Annotated in this window: 20 protein-coding genes; 13 read left to right on the top strand and 7 right to left on the bottom strand. The window is 68.9% G+C overall.

What is annotated here, in order from left to right; translation table 11 throughout:
• Positions 1-3 precede the first annotated feature (3 nt).
• Positions 4-981 (top strand): CehA/McbA family metallohydrolase, encoded by a 978-nt coding sequence (locus SPR02S_RS46940; RefSeq protein WP_245607752.1) that lies wholly within the window; start codon positions 4-6, stop codon positions 979-981.
• A gap of 234 nt (positions 982-1,215) precedes the next feature.
• Here the strand turns inward: SPR02S_RS46940 and SPR02S_RS46935 are convergent, their stop codons facing one another.
• A complete protein-coding gene (locus tag SPR02S_RS46935; RefSeq protein ID WP_020684283.1) occupies positions 1,216-2,067 on the bottom strand; it encodes a helix-turn-helix domain-containing protein in 852 nt (283 codons plus the stop codon).
• 14 nt (positions 2,068-2,081) lie between these two features.
• The gene (locus SPR02S_RS46930) at positions 2,082-2,837 is read right to left on the bottom strand and encodes a DUF6879 family protein (RefSeq protein WP_019063995.1); all 756 of its coding nucleotides are present in this window, start codon (positions 2,835-2,837) and stop codon (positions 2,082-2,084) included.
• Positions 2,838-3,010: 173 nt separating this feature from the next.
• On the opposite strand from SPR02S_RS46930, the gene SPR02S_RS46925 reads away from it, so the two are divergent.
• From SPR02S_RS46925 to SPR02S_RS46900, 7 genes are all read left to right on the top strand, one after another.
• A complete protein-coding gene (locus SPR02S_RS46925; protein ID WP_026151516.1) occupies positions 3,011-3,214 on the top strand; it encodes a hypothetical protein in 204 nt (67 codons plus the stop codon).
• Positions 3,214-3,450, top strand: coding sequence for a hypothetical protein (locus SPR02S_RS46920; protein ID WP_019063993.1), 237 nt, complete (start codon positions 3,214-3,216; stop codon positions 3,448-3,450). The genes SPR02S_RS46925 and SPR02S_RS46920 overlap by 1 nt, the downstream gene beginning before the upstream one ends.
• A complete protein-coding gene (locus tag SPR02S_RS61220) occupies positions 3,447-3,629 on the top strand; it encodes a hypothetical protein (RefSeq protein WP_078623218.1) in 183 nt (60 codons plus the stop codon). Before SPR02S_RS46920 ends, SPR02S_RS61220 begins: the two co-directional genes overlap by 4 nt.
• A 179-nt stretch (positions 3,630-3,808) precedes the next feature.
• Complete coding sequence (locus SPR02S_RS46915) at positions 3,809-4,051, top strand: hypothetical protein (RefSeq protein WP_019063992.1); 243 nt, start codon at positions 3,809-3,811, stop codon at positions 4,049-4,051.
• 365 nt (positions 4,052-4,416) lie between these two features.
• On the top strand, positions 4,417-5,250 hold the full coding sequence (locus SPR02S_RS46910; protein ID WP_019063991.1) for an alpha/beta fold hydrolase: 834 nt from the start codon (positions 4,417-4,419) through the stop codon (positions 5,248-5,250).
• 9 nt (positions 5,251-5,259) lie between these two features.
• Positions 5,260-6,141: a helix-turn-helix domain-containing protein gene (locus SPR02S_RS57980; protein ID WP_019063990.1), complete on the top strand. Its 882-nt coding sequence runs from the start codon at positions 5,260-5,262 to the stop codon at positions 6,139-6,141.
• A 549-nt stretch (positions 6,142-6,690) separates the two neighbouring features.
• Entirely contained in the window at positions 6,691-7,590 is a 900-nt protein-coding gene (locus SPR02S_RS46900) for an SGNH/GDSL hydrolase family protein (RefSeq protein WP_078623217.1), read from the top strand.
• 63 nt (positions 7,591-7,653) lie between these two features.
• Here the strand turns inward: SPR02S_RS46900 and SPR02S_RS46895 are convergent, their stop codons facing one another.
• Both SPR02S_RS46895 and SPR02S_RS46890 read right to left on the bottom strand, forming a co-directional pair.
• On the bottom strand, positions 7,654-7,842 hold the full coding sequence (locus tag SPR02S_RS46895; RefSeq protein WP_019063988.1) for a DUF397 domain-containing protein: 189 nt from the start codon (positions 7,840-7,842) through the stop codon (positions 7,654-7,656).
• 8 nt (positions 7,843-7,850) lie between these two features.
• Positions 7,851-8,702 carry a helix-turn-helix domain-containing protein gene (locus tag SPR02S_RS46890; protein ID WP_019063987.1) on the bottom strand — a complete coding sequence of 284 codons (852 nt, stop codon included), beginning with the start codon at positions 8,700-8,702 and terminating at the stop codon, positions 7,851-7,853.
• 196 nt (positions 8,703-8,898) lie between these two features.
• Between SPR02S_RS46890 and SPR02S_RS46885 the strand changes: the two genes are divergently transcribed.
• Together SPR02S_RS46885 and SPR02S_RS46880 are read left to right on the top strand one after the other, a co-directional pair.
• Positions 8,899-9,312, top strand: coding sequence for an ATP-binding protein (locus SPR02S_RS46885; RefSeq protein WP_019063986.1), 414 nt, complete (start codon positions 8,899-8,901; stop codon positions 9,310-9,312).
• Positions 9,312-10,211, top strand: a complete 900-nt coding sequence (locus SPR02S_RS46880; protein WP_019063985.1) for a hypothetical protein — start codon at positions 9,312-9,314, stop codon at positions 10,209-10,211. Before SPR02S_RS46885 ends, SPR02S_RS46880 begins: the two co-directional genes overlap by 1 nt.
• 24 nt (positions 10,212-10,235) lie before the next feature.
• Here the strand turns inward: SPR02S_RS46880 and SPR02S_RS46875 are convergent, their stop codons facing one another.
• The 3 genes from SPR02S_RS46875 to SPR02S_RS46865 all read right to left on the bottom strand — a co-directional run bounded on the left by SPR02S_RS46875 (position 10,236) and on the right by SPR02S_RS46865 (position 13,154).
• A complete protein-coding gene (locus SPR02S_RS46875; RefSeq protein WP_019063984.1) occupies positions 10,236-11,039 on the bottom strand; it encodes a DUF5995 family protein in 804 nt (267 codons plus the stop codon).
• A 118-nt stretch (positions 11,040-11,157) separates the two neighbouring features.
• Positions 11,158-12,087 (bottom strand): aminoglycoside phosphotransferase family protein, encoded by a 930-nt coding sequence (locus SPR02S_RS46870; protein ID WP_019063983.1) that lies wholly within the window; start codon positions 12,085-12,087, stop codon positions 11,158-11,160.
• Positions 12,088-12,272: 185 nt separating this feature from the next.
• Positions 12,273-13,154 (bottom strand): RNA polymerase sigma factor SigF, encoded by an 882-nt coding sequence (locus tag SPR02S_RS46865; protein ID WP_019063982.1) that lies wholly within the window; start codon positions 13,152-13,154, stop codon positions 12,273-12,275.
• Positions 13,155-13,502: 348 nt separating this feature from the next.
• On the opposite strand from SPR02S_RS46865, the gene SPR02S_RS46860 reads away from it, so the two are divergent.
• From SPR02S_RS46860 to SPR02S_RS46850, 3 genes are all read left to right on the top strand, one after another.
• Positions 13,503-13,880 (top strand): STAS domain-containing protein, encoded by a 378-nt coding sequence (locus SPR02S_RS46860; protein WP_019063981.1) that lies wholly within the window; start codon positions 13,503-13,505, stop codon positions 13,878-13,880.
• 230 nt (positions 13,881-14,110) lie between these two features.
• The gene (locus SPR02S_RS46855) at positions 14,111-14,638 is read left to right on the top strand and encodes an ATP-binding protein (protein ID WP_019063980.1); all 528 of its coding nucleotides are present in this window, start codon (positions 14,111-14,113) and stop codon (positions 14,636-14,638) included.
• Between the two features lie 327 nt (positions 14,639-14,965).
• Positions 14,966-15,685: an LPXTG cell wall anchor domain-containing protein gene (locus SPR02S_RS46850; protein ID WP_019063979.1), complete on the top strand. Its 720-nt coding sequence runs from the start codon at positions 14,966-14,968 to the stop codon at positions 15,683-15,685.
• Positions 15,686-15,730: the final 45 nt, after the last annotated feature.

Raw genomic sequence — 15,730 nt, 5'->3', positions numbered from 1 at the left:
AAGGTGGCCGTTCGAGAAGGCGGCTGGTACCGGGGCGACTGTCACGTGCACTCGGTGTGTTCGCACGGCGGTGAGCTGACACCGGAACGTCTTGCTGTCGAGGCCCGTGCGGCGGGTCTGGACTTCCTGGCGGCCACCGAGCACAACAACGCCGATACGCACGGCACTTGGGGTCGCTACGCCGGTGACGATCTGCTGGTGATTCTGGGTCAGGAGGTCACCACCCGTACCGGGCACTGGCTTGCGCTGGGTGTCCGGTACGGGCGGGTGGTCGACTGGCGGTACGGCGTGCGGGACGAGGTGATCGACCGGCATCTCGACGAGGTCCGTCGCGGGGGCGGGCTGTGCGTGGTCGCCCATCCGCACGCGCCGTACGACTCGGGCATGTTCCTGTACCCGTACGAGGGGTTCGACGCGGTCGAGGTCTGGAACGGGCCGTGGAGTTCGGACCTGCCCTGGCAGGCGGACAACGAGGCGGCGTTGGCGGAGTGGGGGCGGAGTCTCGGCACGGACATCCGGCGGACGGGCGGGTGGCGGCCGGCGATGGGCAACAGTGACGCTCATCTGTCGGGCCAGATCGGTGTTCCGCACACCGTCGTCCAGGCCGGGGAGTTGAGCACGGACGCGGTGCTCGCCGGTATCCGTGCCGGGCGGAGCTGGATCGCCGAGTCTGCCGACGTCGAGTTGTCGTTCGAGGTCTCTGCGGGCGCTCAACGAGTAGGTATCGGTGGGCAGTTGGAGCGCTGCGGTGAGCCGGTGGTGGCGCGGGTGGGCGTGCGTGGGGTGCCTTCGGGGGTGGTCAGTCTTCACACCGGGGCGGGGAAGGTCCACGTTGCTTCGCTGTCCGCCGCGGGAGTGGGCGCGGTGGAGTGGCGTACCAGTGCGCGGGAGTCGGCGTTCATCCGAGTCGAGGTACGTCATCCCGGTCCGGGTCCCGGTGGGCGGATGGCGGCTTTGAGCAACCCGATCGTTCTGCTCTGAACGCCGGTCGGCTCATGATCCCGGGCGTGGAGCGGGTGGTCGCTGGTCGGAGAGATGGCTGGTACCGGGGCGACTGTCACGTGCGCTCGGTGTGCTCGTACGGCGGTGAGCTGACGCCCGATACGTCTCGCTGCCGATTTCCCTGCGACGGGTCTGGATTTCCTGGCTCCGGCCAGCAAGCGGCACTGACGACTCGGGTATTCCGGCATCACTCGAACCCTGACTGCAAGGTTTTCAAAGGGGATTGAGGGAACGGCGGGCGGCGTTGATGACGTTGTGTGCGTCAGCGCCGTAGACCGCGGACTCGCGGAGAGAGTTCCAGATGCGCAGGTAGAGGGCGATGGAGTCGGAGTCGTCGAGCCACAGCTCCGCGTGCCAGGTCTCGGTGACCACCTGGCGATCGTCGTAGATCCAGAAGCCCAGACCGGGCGGTGTTTTCAGGGCCGCGGTGAGCGGGACGATGCCCAGCTCCACGGTGTCCATCCCGATGACGCCCGAGAGGCGGTCGAGCTGGGCGATGAGCACCGAGGGCGGGCAGACCAGCGAGCGCAGCACCGGCTCCCACAAGATGACGTGGTACTTCCTGCCACCGCTGTACAACAGCTCCTGCCGCTTCATGCGGGCGCGCACCGCCTCCTCGATGTCGAGCGGAGACTTGTGCCGTTCGGCGGAGCGGGTCAGTACGGCGCGCGCGTAGTCGGGAGTCTGGAGGACGCCGACGATCCACGAGGACTCCCAGGCACGCAGCACCTTCGAACCGGCCTGCGCCTCGTTGTGGGCGTCCTGCACCGGCTTGTGCCCGCCGACCAGTTGCCTGCGCCACGAGCGGATGTGCGACTCGAACCCGGCCAGCCTGGCCCGCAGTTCCTCGTACAGGGCGGGCTGGCCGCACGCCGCCGCCCACTGTTGCAGGTCCTCCGGAGTGGCCGTCTGCTTGCCCAACTCCAGCTTCGAGACCTTGGAGTTGGACCAGCCGAGCCTGCGAGCCAGGGCGGTGCCGGTGAGCCGGCCATCAGGAGCCGAGAGCCGAAGTTCCCGGAGCCGTATCCCGAGCGCTTCGCGAGCCTGCTGATAGTCCGTACTCACCGGCACACACCTGCTTACGCCTCCTTCACGGCCACCTGAGCCGCGAACTGCTTGTACGGGACGGCGTAGTGCTGGGCGACGTCCCGCAGTCGGTTGTACTGGTTCACGCGTGCGGGCTCCGTGATCAGCTCGGCGCCCGTGAGGTTGTCATCATCGTCGAAGATGCACACAGCGACGATGTGGGAGTCGAAGATCCAGAAATCCTCGTCCGGGGGGATGACGCGCTCGGCGTCCGACCGCCACATGTTGCGGATGTCCTCGCCCAGAGCGGCGTTCTTCTCCGCGTGCGCGAGCAGGTACAACTGCCCCGTGGTCGGCGGGTTGTCGACGATCCGGACCCGACCGACGCTGGCGCCGTCCTCGGTCTTCGCGCGGATGCCCAGGCTCCACGGCGTGGTCAGGTCCCACGTCGGCGCCTCGCCCCGGATGAACTGGGCGTAGGTGTCGGTGGCCTCGTCGACCGCGTAGCGACCGCGCATCTCCAGGTGCCAGGCGCTGTGCTGGAAGTTGTCGAAGAGCTTGGCGAACTGCTCCGGCATGAAGATGCGCGGCTCGGCATCGCGCTCTTTCGGGCCGAAGTCGATCAGCGTGTTGCGCGGCATCACGATCGGGATTTCGTCCTCGTCGATGTGCTGGAGCTGGGCGAGGGCGTCCGGGTCGGTGAGGCGCGGCCCGTGCACGATGACCTCACCCGAGTCGAGGTCTTCGTGAATCGCGGGGCAGCTGCCCTCTCCGCTGCCCGTGCCGTTGAAGCGCAGTCGTCGGGCCATGACCAGAGTCCTTTCGCCGGAGGCTGATCACCCCAGCATCACCAGGCTGCACGTCTCAGGCTATGGGGTTCTGCCACCTTCGTGAGAAAAAGCGAGCGAAGCAAGAGCGGGTACGAGAAAAATCAAGAAAACACCATGGTGCGCTGCAACTCCCCACTCCTAGCGTCCCGTTCATGGCTACGAAGGAAGTGCGGGACGTCGACCCGTACGCAGCAGTGGAGTCTCTGCGCACAGCGCTCACCGAGGTCGGGATCGTCTTCCCCTCGCTCGGGGTCGACGCAGCGTCGCCCGACCTGAAGCTCGTCGAACTGGGGCGCATCCACGTCGATGTGGCCGATCGCCTGGCAATCGCACTTCGGCGAGGAGGCCTTGAGTGATGGCAGAGGAACGGCAGCCGAAGGGCGCCCTGGTCCACGACTCGGAAAGAGACGAGCTGGGCTACGTCATGGGGCACGAGGGCCCGTACGTGCAGCTGCGGCCGGTGACCGGCGGACGCGAGTGGGACGCCGACCCCGCTCTCGTTCGCCTGGCCACGAACGAGGAACGCCTCACCGCTATGCAGGAGCGGAACCGCGCCCTGAACTCCGAGAGCAGCGGAGGGGTCTTCTCGTGACGACCACTGAGGACACCTCAACCATGTCCGCCGAGTGCGCGGTCGCCCACCAGCCTGGCTACGCATACCTGCACCGCGAGTGCCGGCAGACCAAGGACGTACCGCTACCGGGCGGAGGCGGCCTCCTCCTCGTCCCCCGCTGCAACTGCCCCCACCATCGCTACAGTTCCCCGGGGTGACGCCCCCTCAAAAACACCCGAGACTCCGCCCGACCAGCACTTGAGCTCCACCCCAACTCGACCAGGGTGGGGCTCAGTTGCGTCGCGGGACACGGGGCGCCCAGATCGTCGGCCGCTTCACTCTGATTCCCTCCCGCCCCTTCCCCTGCAACAGTGAATAGAAGGGCCTGGTCGCCGCCATGGAGGACACCCTGCGGCTGCACGACCACCGCCCTGGCACTCTCACGGGCCTGGACCGCTTCCTGCACGATCACACGGGCGGCATGGTCGGATCCCTCTCCCACGCCATCCGCGGAGCCGCGGTCGACGCCATCCTCACCGGCACCGAGAAGATCGCCAAGAAGAGCCTCCAGACCATCCCGCTCGACCACACCGCCCACACCACGGCGTCGCTGGCCACGAAGACCGCTACCTACCGATGAACAGCGAACTACCACCCCGATTTGCGCCCCTGCCGGTCCGACTCCGCCCCTGCCTCGGAGAGTCCGCCAACTCCTGCATCCGGCGCCTGGCTCGCGCCAACCATCTCAAGCCCAGTTTCCTGCACTGCTGGTCGAGAGCATGATCGGTAGGAAGCTCAACGGAAGGCAGATCTGGACAGAACTCATAGACCACCACGACTACTTGGTCACATACGACAGCATCCGCCACTACATGCGATACACACGATCCCGACAGCGCCGGCACGAGCAGAACCGTTGACATCCAGATGCGGGGCGCGCCCGCCGCGGGCCGTTGGCGACATTCGTACAAGACCGGCAGCCGCCGCCCCTCGCACTATCGCTCTATGAACGCCCACGACGCACAGCACGCGCAGCCGATGCATGTGGACCGTGACGGACCGCGGGACGCACCGCCACTGCTGCTCATCCACGGGTCTGGAGCCTCGGGCGCCTCCTGGGGGCCGGTGGTCCCGGCCCTCGCCGCCCGTCATCATGTCGTCCGGATAGACCTCCCGGGCTGCGGCCAGTCCCCGCGCGCCACGTCCTACGACGTTCCGGCGCAGGCGGGCCGCGTGGCGGCGCTGCTCGACGAACTCGGGCTGCGCGCCGTCACCGTGGCCGGCCACTCCAGCGGCGGATACGTCGCCACCGCGCTCGCGGAGCAGCGCCCCGACCTGGTGGGTTCGCTGGCGATGATCAGCACCGGCCCGCACCTCGACGCGCTCCTGCCGCAGCCGGCCATCCTCCGCGTGATGCTGGCACCGCCCTTCGGGCCGCTGCTGTGGTGGCGGCGTTCGGATGCGATGATCCGCAAAGGCATCGGCACCACGCTCGCCGGGCCTGCGCCCATTCCGCCCGGCATGGTCGCCGACGCGCGGAGTACCACGTACCGCGCGTTCCGCAAGGTGCTGCGCGAGAACACCGCGTACCTCGCCGAGCAGTCCGTGCCCGAGCGGCTCGCCGCCCTCGGGCTCCCGGTGCTCGTGGTCTTCGGCGCCGCCGATCCCCGGTGGGATCCGGCGTCGGCACGCCAGTACGACGTCGTGCCGGACATGCGGGTCGAGATGCTGCCGGGCGTTGGGCACATGCCCATGCTGGAAGCGCCCGAGCCGGTGGGCCGGCTGCTGCTGGACTTCGCGACCCTGTGCGCCGGAACCCCGCCGGCAGGCCCGGCCTAGACTGGCGCCGTGTTGTCGCAGGGCGTGCCACCCGCGTGGTCGGGCGTTGACATCGCAGTACCGGAGCCCTCGGACCGGCTGCCGGGCATCAGCATGGCCGGATTCCGCCACCGTGTCCCCACGCCCGTCGACATCGCGATGGTCGCGCATCCGTCCGTCACCTTGCTCATCGATCTGAGCGACGATGACGGCCTGGTTTACGACACGCAGGGGCGGCACGGACGCGGCAGTGTCGTGATCGGCCTGGCCCCCGGGGAGCTGCGGGTGTCCGGCCTGGTGGGCGAGTGCCTGCAGATCCGGCTGCAGCCGGGTGTGGCGGCCGCAGTGCTCGGCTCGTCGGCCGGGGTCAGCGGGAGCGTGGAGTCCTTGGGGGGCGTCTGGGGCCGCGACGCCGGACGCTTGGAGGAGCGGCTGCGTACAGCCGGATCGTGGGACGAGCGGTTCGCGATGGCGGCGGACGCCGTCCGCCGGCGGATCGGGGACGGCCTGCGGGTCGATCCGGAGGTCGCCCACATCTGGCGGCGGACGGTCGCCAGCAGGGGCCGGATGCGTATCGACGGCCTGGCGGACGAGGTCGGCTGGAGCCGCAAGCGCCTGTGGGCGCGTTTCCGGGCGCAGCTCGGCGTCACCCCCAAGCAGGCCGCCCAGCTGGTGCGGTTCGACCATGCGGCCCATCTGCTCGCGGCGGGTGTCCCTCCCGCCGGTGTCGCGGCCGAGAGCGGTTACGTCGACCAGTCCCATCTGCACCGCGAAGTGAAGGCGTTTACGGGGCTCACGCCGACTGCCGTCGCCGCCGCGCCGTGGCTGGCGATCGACGACGTCGCGTGGCCGGCCTCCTGGCGGGCAGGGAGGCCCGTGACAGGTGGCGCACGCGGTTCCGGCCAGCGCTGAACTGCCCAGCCGCGGCCCTCACATTGCTCCCGACCGACAACTGTCCTTTGACATCCAACCTAGTCACCCCAGGTCAGGGCATCGCACCGGACTGACTTGGCTGTCAGAGGACATGGGCCCCCACCCTGGGAAGGGAATGAATCAGGTCGTCAGCATCATGTCGTGAGGCCGACGCCGTGGGTCGGCCCACGGTGGCTCCGAGCCGTCAGAATCCGGGCTCGGGTGCGGAAGAGGCCTGACTTCACGTCGCGTATGAGATGGGTCAACGGGGGCGCGGTGGTGGTGAGTTCGATGGGGCACCGCGTCTTGGAGCCAGTCAGGCGTCGGGATCGGCGAGATCACTCTCTGCGGGCTCCGAGCAACGACAGCGCCTTGTGATCGTCGACACAGAGCAGGCTTCGAACTTTCCCCTTTCCGCTGTCTCTTGTCTGCGAAACGACCGGCCCGTCGTCGCTGCCCAGCGGATCCGTACCGCACCCGCACTGCACTGCACTGCACCGCACCGCACCGCCGGGCCGCCGTCACCGTGCGGAAAGTGAAGGGCGAAAGATGGACAGAGAACAGATACGGCGAAGGGGCGGGGTGGGCGGCCGTCGGGCTGTCGCGGGCGGCCTCCTGGCCCTGGCCTGTGTTGTCGCAACGGCCACGGCGGGAAGTGCCTCCCCCCTGCACACCAGGACACAGGGCGTGCCGTACGTCGCGCTCGGGGACTCCTCGGCCTCCGGGCCGCTGATCCCCGACCAGGTCGATGCCAACTGCCTTCGGTCGAACCACAATTACCCGTCACTCGTGGCCACCGCGCTCGACGATGAACTGACCGACGTCAGCTGCTCCAGCGCGACGACCGCGAACATGACGGCGCCTCAGGGCACCGCGCCACCCCAGTTCGACGCGCTCAGCCGGTCGACGAAGCTTGTCACCCTGACCATCGGGGGCAATGACATCGGCTTCAGCTCGATCATCGGGACGTGCGCGTCGCTCGGATCCACCGATCCGGCGGGAGCGCCCTGCAAGGCCCACTACAACTCGGGAGGCGCCGACCAGGTCAAGGAGGTGATCCAGCAGACGGCGCCCAAGGTCGCCCAAGTGCTGCGCGGGATCAAGAAGCGTGCCCCGCATGCCCGCGTACTCGTCGTGGGTTATGTGGACCTCTTCCCCGACGACGGAAGCTCCTGTACGAGCGCGACGGCGCCGTTCGCCGCCGGTGACTTCACCTGGATGCGGGACCGCGAGATCACCCTCAACTCGATGCTGGCCACCCAGGCCCGCCGGGCCGGCGCCACCTACGTGGACACCTACACCCCCACCATCGGACACGACATGTGCGCACCCGCCGCGGAACGCTGGGTCGAGGACCTGGTTCCCGTACACCCCGCATACTCCGCCCACGCGAACGCTCAGGGCCACGAGGCTGAGGCGACGGCGGTCGAGCACGCCCTTCACTGGTAGGAACACGACGCGAAGCATGCCGTCGCTCGGCCCGCAGTGGGCTGAGCGACGAGCTGCCGAGGCCTATCGGCGTGACTTGATGCCGCGTATGAGGTGGATCAACGGGGTGGCGCTGGTGGTGAGTTGGGTGTCTGGGGTGTCGCTCTCGCGGAGGTGGAGGGTGGTGGGCGAGGTGGCGGCGAGTTCGACGCAGGTGTTGCCTTCGCCACCGTCCGAGAACGTGGACTTCTGCCAGTGCAGGGCGTGGCTCATGGTGCGTCTCACAGTTCCTTCGTCAGGTGGTGGATGAAGTCCCGTGACGCCGTGGGTTCCAGCGACGCCTTCTCCACCTTACGGAAGAGTGTTCGGAGCCGTTTCAACTGTGCTTCGGCATCGATGAACATGGTCCCGCCTGGGGTGTCTCTGAGCCCGGTGTCCAGTTGGGCCAGTGGACCGCCCATGTACATCATCGAGGCGCCGGCACCGGCGAAGCCGTCCTGGTCGGTCGGGATAACGCGCACGGTGGCGTGTCCCTGCTCGATCTCGGCCAGGATGCGGCGGAGTTGAGCGATGGATGCCTCGCGGTCAGCCACTCGGATCCGCAGGGCGAACTCGTGGATGATCGTCTCGTACGGTGTCGGGTTGTCGCCCTCGATGACGGCTCGCCGTTTCATCCGGTGGTCCACCCGGGGCGCGAGCTCGCTCTCCGGCAGTTCCGGGCGCATGTACCCGAACACCGCCCGCGCGTAGTCCGGTGTCTGGAGCAGCCCTGGGACGTGCGTGATGACGACTTCCCGCAGGAACTTCGCGTGGTGCTCCGCCTCAGCCACGTCCAGGTTCACCTGGGGCAGGACTCCCTTGTACTTGTCCCACCACCCACGGGTGCGCTCGGTCGCCATCGCCACGAGGGCCTCGATCAACTCCTCGTCCGTGCAGGCGCAGTGAGCCGCCAGCCTGCGTAGGCGCTCCTCACTGATCGCCGAACTACCGGCTTCGATCTGGCTCATGTGCGCCGAACTCGACCCGAGGAGCCCGGCGATCTCTTTGGCCGGTTTGCCCGCGGCCTCCCGCAGTTTGCGCAACTCGGAACCCAGACGCACGTGTCGGGCGGTGGGCTGGCTCCGCATGGTCATCCGAGTAACTGCCTCTCTGGGACTCCTCGTTCGGGGTCAGATTACGCGAGGCGGTTGCGAGGGTATGAATTTACACCCTACTGTCGGTGATGCGACGCACACCCTGCGGAAGCGCACCGCTCCGCCCTGCCATGGCGACTGCGGCAATGCCACCGCCCACGCCCATCACCCACCTCACCCCGTCCGGAGCTGCCCCATGCCCGAAACCGAGCCCGAACCCTGGGAGTACTCCCTCTCCGTCCCACACGACCGCCGTGCCGTCACCGTCTGCCGCCGCACCCTGCGCCTCGTCCTCACCGCGCACGGCCTCATCCGGGTCGTGGACACCGTCGAACTCCTCGCTACGGAGCTGGTGGCCAACGCTGTACTGCACACCGAGGGGCCGGTGATGCTCCGCGTGCGGTGGTCGGCGGGCGTGCTGCGCGTCGGGGCATGGGATGCGGACCCCGAACCTCCTGAACCGCCGGGCCAGTTGGAGAACCTCCTGGACGCCGAGGCGGGGAGAGGGCTCGCGTTGGTGCGGGCGTGCGCCGACTGCTGGGGGTGGCAGCCGCTGTCGAGGAACGGGCAGCGCGGCAAGTACGTCTGGTGTGAACTGGGGGTGGCGTAATGCCCAGTTCGTCGCACGAGGCGCTGCACCGGATCTTCCAGAAGGATCCCGCGCTTCTGACCCGTGCCCTGCAGAGCGTGTTACGCATCCCCTTCCCCGAACCGCGTGAGTTCGCCGCCATGAACGTGGACCTCACCGAGATCGAACCGGTCGAGAGGCGCGTCGACACGTTGCTCCGGGCGGAGACCGACGAAGGGGACTACCTCCTCGTCGTCGAATCGCAGGGCGACATCGACAAGAGGAAGCGCGGTAGTTGGCCGTACTACCTCGGCTACCTGCACGAGAAGTACCACTGCGAGCCCGTGCTCATCGTCATTACCCAGAGCCACGCCACGGCCCGCTGGGCGGCGGAGCCCATCCATCTCGGGGTACGCGGGTGCCCCTCGCTGACGGTGCGCCCCTTCGTCCTCGGACCGGACAACGTGCCGGTGATCGTGGACGAACGCGAGGCCGAACGTGACGTACCCCTTGCGGTGCTTTCGGCGATGACACATGGCCGTGGCCCGCAGGCCGCAGCCATACTGGAAAACCTGGCCACCGCCCTGCGGACCATCGACCCGGACAGTGCCGCGGTCTTCGTGCAGTTCGTCGACTCATGCCTGGCAGACCGCCAGGCCCAGCAGATGTGGAGGGACCTGATGACGGCGATCCAGTACTTCTGGCGGCACCCGCTGGCGGAGCAGGTGCGAGGTGAAGGCGGGGAGGAAGGCCGGGAGGAAGGGCGCGCTGAAGGGTGGGCGGCGGCCATTCTGCGCACTTTCCAACGGCGTCAGATCGACGTACCCGACAGCGTCCGCGACCGCATCCTCGCCTCCACAGACCTGGACGAACTCGGCACCTGGTTCGACCGCTCCCACGAGGTCGCCGACGCACGGGAGTTGTTCACCGAGGGGTCTTGAAGCGGAGGGCCGATCCGCCGGGCCTCAGCTCGCCGCCCGCCCCGCGGACCCCCGCTCCATCGCCCCGTCCAGATGCGCGATGACAGCCGCCACATCACCGCTCTCCGTGTGACGGATCAGCTCCAGCGCCGGGCGGACGAGAAGGCCCGGCCGGGCGATCAACCGCGCGAGCACCGCCGCCCGGACATCAAGCCGTTCGATCGTGGCCTCGCGCTGCGCCTCCGTCTGGCCCGCCAGCAGCACCGTGTTGTACCAGGCCTCCTGCCGGGACTGAACGATGCTGAAGTCGAGGATCTGTTCGTCGGTGCGGCCTCCGACCTTGTCCAGCAGGGACAGGAGCGGAGACACGGCGCCCACCGAGTCCTCCAGCACCAGCACCACCCCCGCGAGGATGTCGTTGACCAGCAGATAGTCGTGCTGCAACGCGTGGATGTCCGCGCCGGGGCTCGTCCCCGCGGCGGCTACGGCCAGGTCGAGGTTGATGTGGGCGTTCACGCCGAGGACCAGGTGCTGGACGATGACGGTGTCGGCGTCGTCGAGCAGCCCGAACGTCTCGCGCCAGCAGCGCGGCCCGCTCCGGTCACGGCGCCAGGCGTCGTACGCGGCGAAGTAGCGGTTGCCGAAGAGCGTGTCGAAGCGGTCCATCCGGGGGCCGTCCTCGAACTGCCCGGCGTGGATGGCGTTGCGGATCTCGACGGTCACCTGCCGGTACAGCGCCGCGAAGTACCCGACCCGGTCACCGGTATCCGTCGCCTCCCGCACGATTTCCGCGAGCCCGTCCACGACCTCGTCGATGTTCTGTGCCGCCATGCCAGTGGTGCCTGCCATGCCCAACTCCCGTCCCGCAGTGGCTCGTTCGGCCCGCGCCCCGGCCGTTGTCCGTAGTGTCGGTCCTAGTGCCGGTCCCCGTCCTACCACCGTGCTCCGGGAGTTGAGCCCCCTTTTCTCAACCTCCCGTCGGCGATGCGACGAGGCGCCGTAGCGAAGCATGGGCCGGTGGCCCCCACGTGGACTTGCCCCCGGGGCGCCCGTGGTCGCCGGCGTGCCCGATGTGGAGGCCGGCGAGCGCGCGCAGCACCGCACAGCCCCGTGCGCGGCGCAGGGTCGCGGGGTCGGGGGTTGGGCGGTAGGCCTCGTGGAGGATGTCCGCCGCGCCGTCCGGCAGCAGGATCCACGCGGCGGCGAGGTCGTAGGCGGGGTCGCCGGCGCAGAGGTCGCCGAAGTCGATCACACCGGAGAAAGTGCCGTTCCTGGTAAGGACGTTGGCCGGATGGAGGTCGGCGTGGAGCCAGAGTGGCGGGCCCGTCCACTCGGGGGCGGCTACGGCGTCCTCCCAGACCGCCTGGACGGCGTCCGGGTCGGGGATCAGGCCCAGTTCGGTGGCCGAGGCGAGCCCGCGGGCGAAGCCTTCGGCGTGGTCGGCCAGCGGGCCCCCGCGGTCCCGTCCCTCGGGCGCACCCTCGGGGGCGGGCCGGTGCAGCGCGGTCAGGAAGTCCGCCAGCGCTACGGCCGCTTCCGCGCCGCGCGTCACGGGCGCGCGGTCGGCGGGCTCGCCCGGTACCCAGGTGGTGATGAGCCAGGGGCGTGGAAAGCGTGCGGAGGGTTCACCGAGGCGTTGCGGGACCGGAACCGGCAGCGGAAGGTGCGGGGCGAGACCCGGCAACCAGGCGTACTCCTTGCGCAGCAGCGCGTCCGCGGACTCCGGCGCCCACGGCAGGCGGACGGCGAGGTCGTCGCCGAGCCGCCACACCTGGTTGTCCCAGCCGAGCGCGCCGAGTTTCAGGGGGCGATCCGCCAGATCGGGGCACTGCTCGCGCAACAGATCCCGGATCAGGGCCTCGTCGATGTCCGTGATGTCCGGCTCGGGGGCTGCCATGGGCAACAACCGTAGCCGGGAGGCGAGTTGGCCGACGCTCCGAATGATCCGAAACACGCCGGGATGATCCGAAAGACGCCGGGAACGGCCTGAGCGCGGCGCACGCACACGCGCGCCGCGCTCAGCACAGGCAGGGGAAGACCGGGAAGACCAGGAAGACCGGCTCCCGGAAAATCAAGTCGGGCCTACTCCTCGACCGTAAGTCCCTTCCGCAGCCGCACCAGTGTCCGCGACAGCAGCCGCGACACATGCATCTGCGAGATGCCCAGTTCGTCGCCGATCTCCGACTGCGTCATGTTGGCGACGAAGCGCAGGGAGAGGATCTGCCGGTCCCGGTGCGGGAGTTCGGCGATCAGCGGCTTCAACGACTCGACGTACTCGATGCCTTCGAGCCCGTGGTCCTCGTAGCCGATCCGGTCCGCCAGCGCGCCCTCGGAGTCGTCCTCCTCGGGCTGGGCGTCAAGTGAGCTGGCCGTGTAGGCATTTGACGCCGCCATGCCCTCGACGACCTCGTCCCTGGAGAGCTTCAGGCGCTTCGCCAACTCGGCCACCGTGGGGGCGCGGTCGAGTTGCTGGGCCAGTTCGTCGCCGGCCTTGGCCAGGTCGAGCCGGAGTTCCTGCAGCCGGCGCGGGACGCGCACGGACCACGAGGTGTCGCGGAAGAAGCGCTTGATCTCACCCATGATGGTTGGCATCGCGAAGGTGGGGAACTCGACGCCGCGACTGAGTTCGAAGCGGTCGATCGCCTTGATCAGGCCGATGGTGCCGACCTGGATGATGTCCTCCATCGGCTCGCTGCGCGAGCGGAAGCGGGAGGCGGCGAACTTGACCAGCGCGAGGTTGAGCTCGACGAGCGTGTTGCGGACGTACGAGTACTCGTGCGTCCCTTCCTCGAGCGATTCCAGCCGCTCGAAGAGGGTCTTGGAGAGCGCCCGTGCGTCGACGGCGCCGATCTCGTCGTACGGGGGGATCTCGGGGAGCCCCTCGATGGGATTGGGATCCAGTTGTGCCGGTGGGGGTGTCGACGTCGCTGTCGGGGTAGGCGATGCGTCGAGCCGGGGTGACATGGCGTCCTCCATCGTTCTCGGCATATGGCTGCCGAAGCCGGTGCGTGCACTGCGGAGTGCGGCGCCTCCAAAGCCGGTCGTGTCGGTCGGTCGGTCGTATCGACAGTCGGGGCGAGAGCCGGTCGGTGGCCGGACTTGTCCGTCGTATCGAATGTCCAAATACTTGTCTCTACTAGCCCTACCCGTTTTCCGGAGCCCGCCGCAAGTGCGCTGTGCGCCCATATGTCCGCTTATGGGCGGTTGTTCGGGTGTTGGAGAGTGTGAGGAAGGCGTAGTGTTCCAGGGCGAACGTCAACAGCCACGACCTCGGGAAGAGGTCAACAGCTACGACCTCGGGAGAGAGACGGCATGGACCGCGGGACGGTCGGCAGCGCACAGTCTGGCCGGCTTCTGGTCGAGGTGCGGAAACAGGGCCTGAGCGCTGTCGTGACACCGGCGGGTGAGTTGGATCACCACACCGCCGATCTGTTGCGCGAGCCGCTGGAGGACCTGCTCGCCCATGGGTACGCACGGCTCGTCGTGGACTGCTCACGGCTGGAGTTCTGCGACTCCACGGGCCTGAACGTACTGCTCGGCGCGCGCCTGAAGGCGGATGCCGCAGGCGGCGGGGTGCACCTCGCGGGGATGAAGCCCGCGGTGGCGCGCGTGTTCGAGATCACCGGGGCGGATGCGGTCTTCACCGTCCACGACACCCTTGGGGCCGCCCTCGCCGACGAGTCCGGCTGAGCCCCGTTCCTCCCCGCGCGACCGGCGGATTCCCCGTGCCTCGTCTTCCGTGCCGAGTAAGGGGTGTTTTGCCGGTTCGCTCGGGCAGGAGAACATCTGAACCTGTCGAGACCGTGAGCGACGAAATCGTTCCTGATCCACGTACTGACTCTTGAACACGTACCGACTGACTCTTGAATACGTACCGACTTGTGAATCGTGAACCGGTGAATCGGTGAGGTGAAGCGCTGATGAGCACCACCCGGCCCTACCCGCCGGGCGACCGCCCGGAGTCCGGTGGCGCCGCGGAGGCGCCCGCCGGAGGCGCTGCCGTGCCGTCCGTCGGGGACGACGCCGAGCCAGCCGTGGGCCGGGACACCCGCAGGCTCAGTTTCGCGGGGGAGAGCGGGGTCGTACCGCTGGCCCGCGACTTCGCCCGCCAGGCCCTGTACGCCTGGGGCTGGCTGCCCGCCGAGGGCGCCGACCGGCGTGCCGCCGCCGAGGACGTGCTCCTTGTCGTCTCCGAGCTGGTCACCAACGCCTGTCTGCACGCCGAGGGCCCGGACGAGATGTGGATCACCTGCGACAAGAAGGTGATCCGGGTCGAGGTCTCCGACCGCGGCACGGGCCAGCCCGCCCCCAGAACCCCGCACCGCGCGGGCCGCCCCGGCGGCCACGGCATGTTCATCGTGCAGCGGCTGTGCCTGGACTGGGGGGTCGTCCGCGCCCCGGGAGTCACCGGCAAGACGGTCTGGGCGGAGCTGGGCGCGCCGGCCTAGGGCCTGTCCGGCCGGCCCTCGTCCCTCTGTCCGGCCGGTCCGTGCGCCTGCTCGGCCGGTCCCCGCCCCCCGCTCGGCTTGTCCGTCCGCCCCGCTCGGCCGGTCCGCCGGTCTGCCAGGCCGACGCTCACCTCGGGTTACCCGCGGTCACGTCAGCCGGCCCGCCCACCCCGCCCGCTCGCCCCCTCCTTCCCGCTCACCCCTCCTCAATCACCCCCTCACGTACGCCGGATCGTCACAACTCCGGCGTGCGCCTTGTCTTCCTTCCTCACGACCCCGGGCGTACCTTGACGGCCGATCTGATGTGCCGTCAGGAATGAGGGGACCGTGTCGTACCAGAAACGAACCGCAGCGCTCGCGTCCGTCGCGGCCCTGGCCGGCTCGGCGGTATTCATGGCCGCCCCAGCAGCCCGGGCCGACGTGGTCGACGTCAACTACAAGTGCCAGACGCCCATCGGCGTCAAGACCGCCGTCTCGCCGATCGACATCAAGGGTGTCAAGAGCGGCAGCGGCTACAAGCTCACCATGTCCTGGCAGAAGGGTGTCTCCTCCAGCCCCGTCGAACTCGGCAAGGGCGCGATGAGCCCGAGCGCCACCATCAAACTGGGCGGCGCGGACAGCGGCACGGTCGCGGTGTCGGGCCCGGCCAACCAGGCCGCGATCCCCGCCAACACCCCCATCAAAATCAACGACTTGACGGGTACGTACACCCCGAAGGCGACCGGCAAGGTCACGTTCACCGCGGCCGTCCTCACCATCAAGGCCCTCGGTACGACGACGACCTGCACCCCCACCAACAGCCCCGGCCCGTCCCTCACGCTGGACGTGACGGCGGCAGGCGGTTCGTCGGGATCCAGCGGCTCGACGGGCACCACGGGCTCCACCGGCTCCGGCACCGGTACGGACTCCAGCGGCACGCTCCCGAAGACCGGCCCCGACGACTCCGTCATCGCCCTCGGCACGCTCGGCGGCACGGTCCTGCTCGCGGGCGCGGCGGGCACCCTGTGGCTGACCCGGCGCAACCAGACGGCCCGCGCCCGCCGCTAGGCGCTCCGCTGAAGTGCCGGGAAGTGCCGTCGATCGGCTGCGGCG

Origin of the sequence: Streptomyces prunicolor NBRC 13075 (assembly GCF_000367365.1) — a bacterium.
GTDB classification, from domain to species: domain Bacteria; phylum Actinomycetota; class Actinomycetes; order Streptomycetales; family Streptomycetaceae; genus Streptomyces; species Streptomyces prunicolor.
The sequence above is the reverse complement of the archived record's forward strand: the minus strand, read 5'-3'. Positions and strand labels throughout refer to the sequence as shown.

Bases quoted from the DNA above. Each gene is read 5' to 3' on its own strand.
- SPR02S_RS46930 (WP_019063995.1), bottom strand. From the start codon at position 2,837: ATGGCCCGACGACTGCGCTTCAACGGCACGGGCAGCGGAGAGGGCAGC.
- SPR02S_RS46925 (WP_026151516.1), top strand. From the start codon at position 3,011: ATGGCTACGAAGGAAGTGCGGGACGTCGACCCGTACGCAGCAGTGGAG.
- SPR02S_RS46920 (WP_019063993.1), top strand. From the start codon at position 3,214: ATGGCAGAGGAACGGCAGCCGAAGGGCGCCCTGGTCCACGACTCGGAA.
- SPR02S_RS46915 (WP_019063992.1), top strand. From the start codon at position 3,809: ATGGAGGACACCCTGCGGCTGCACGACCACCGCCCTGGCACTCTCACG.
- SPR02S_RS46910 (WP_019063991.1), top strand. From the start codon at position 4,417: ATGAACGCCCACGACGCACAGCACGCGCAGCCGATGCATGTGGACCGT.
- SPR02S_RS46900 (WP_078623217.1), top strand. From the start codon at position 6,691: ATGGACAGAGAACAGATACGGCGAAGGGGCGGGGTGGGCGGCCGTCGG.
- SPR02S_RS46895 (WP_019063988.1), bottom strand. From the start codon at position 7,842: ATGAGCCACGCCCTGCACTGGCAGAAGTCCACGTTCTCGGACGGTGGC.
- SPR02S_RS46890 (WP_019063987.1), bottom strand. From the start codon at position 8,702: ATGACCATGCGGAGCCAGCCCACCGCCCGACACGTGCGTCTGGGTTCC.
- SPR02S_RS46885 (WP_019063986.1), top strand. From the start codon at position 8,899: ATGCCCGAAACCGAGCCCGAACCCTGGGAGTACTCCCTCTCCGTCCCA.
- SPR02S_RS46880 (WP_019063985.1), top strand. From the start codon at position 9,312: ATGCCCAGTTCGTCGCACGAGGCGCTGCACCGGATCTTCCAGAAGGAT.
- SPR02S_RS46875 (WP_019063984.1), bottom strand. From the start codon at position 11,039: ATGGCAGGCACCACTGGCATGGCGGCACAGAACATCGACGAGGTCGTG.
- SPR02S_RS46870 (WP_019063983.1), bottom strand. From the start codon at position 12,087: ATGGCAGCCCCCGAGCCGGACATCACGGACATCGACGAGGCCCTGATC.
- SPR02S_RS46865 (WP_019063982.1), bottom strand. From the start codon at position 13,154: ATGTCACCCCGGCTCGACGCATCGCCTACCCCGACAGCGACGTCGACA.
- SPR02S_RS46860 (WP_019063981.1), top strand. From the start codon at position 13,503: ATGGACCGCGGGACGGTCGGCAGCGCACAGTCTGGCCGGCTTCTGGTC.
- SPR02S_RS46855 (WP_019063980.1), top strand. From the start codon at position 14,111: ATGAGCACCACCCGGCCCTACCCGCCGGGCGACCGCCCGGAGTCCGGT.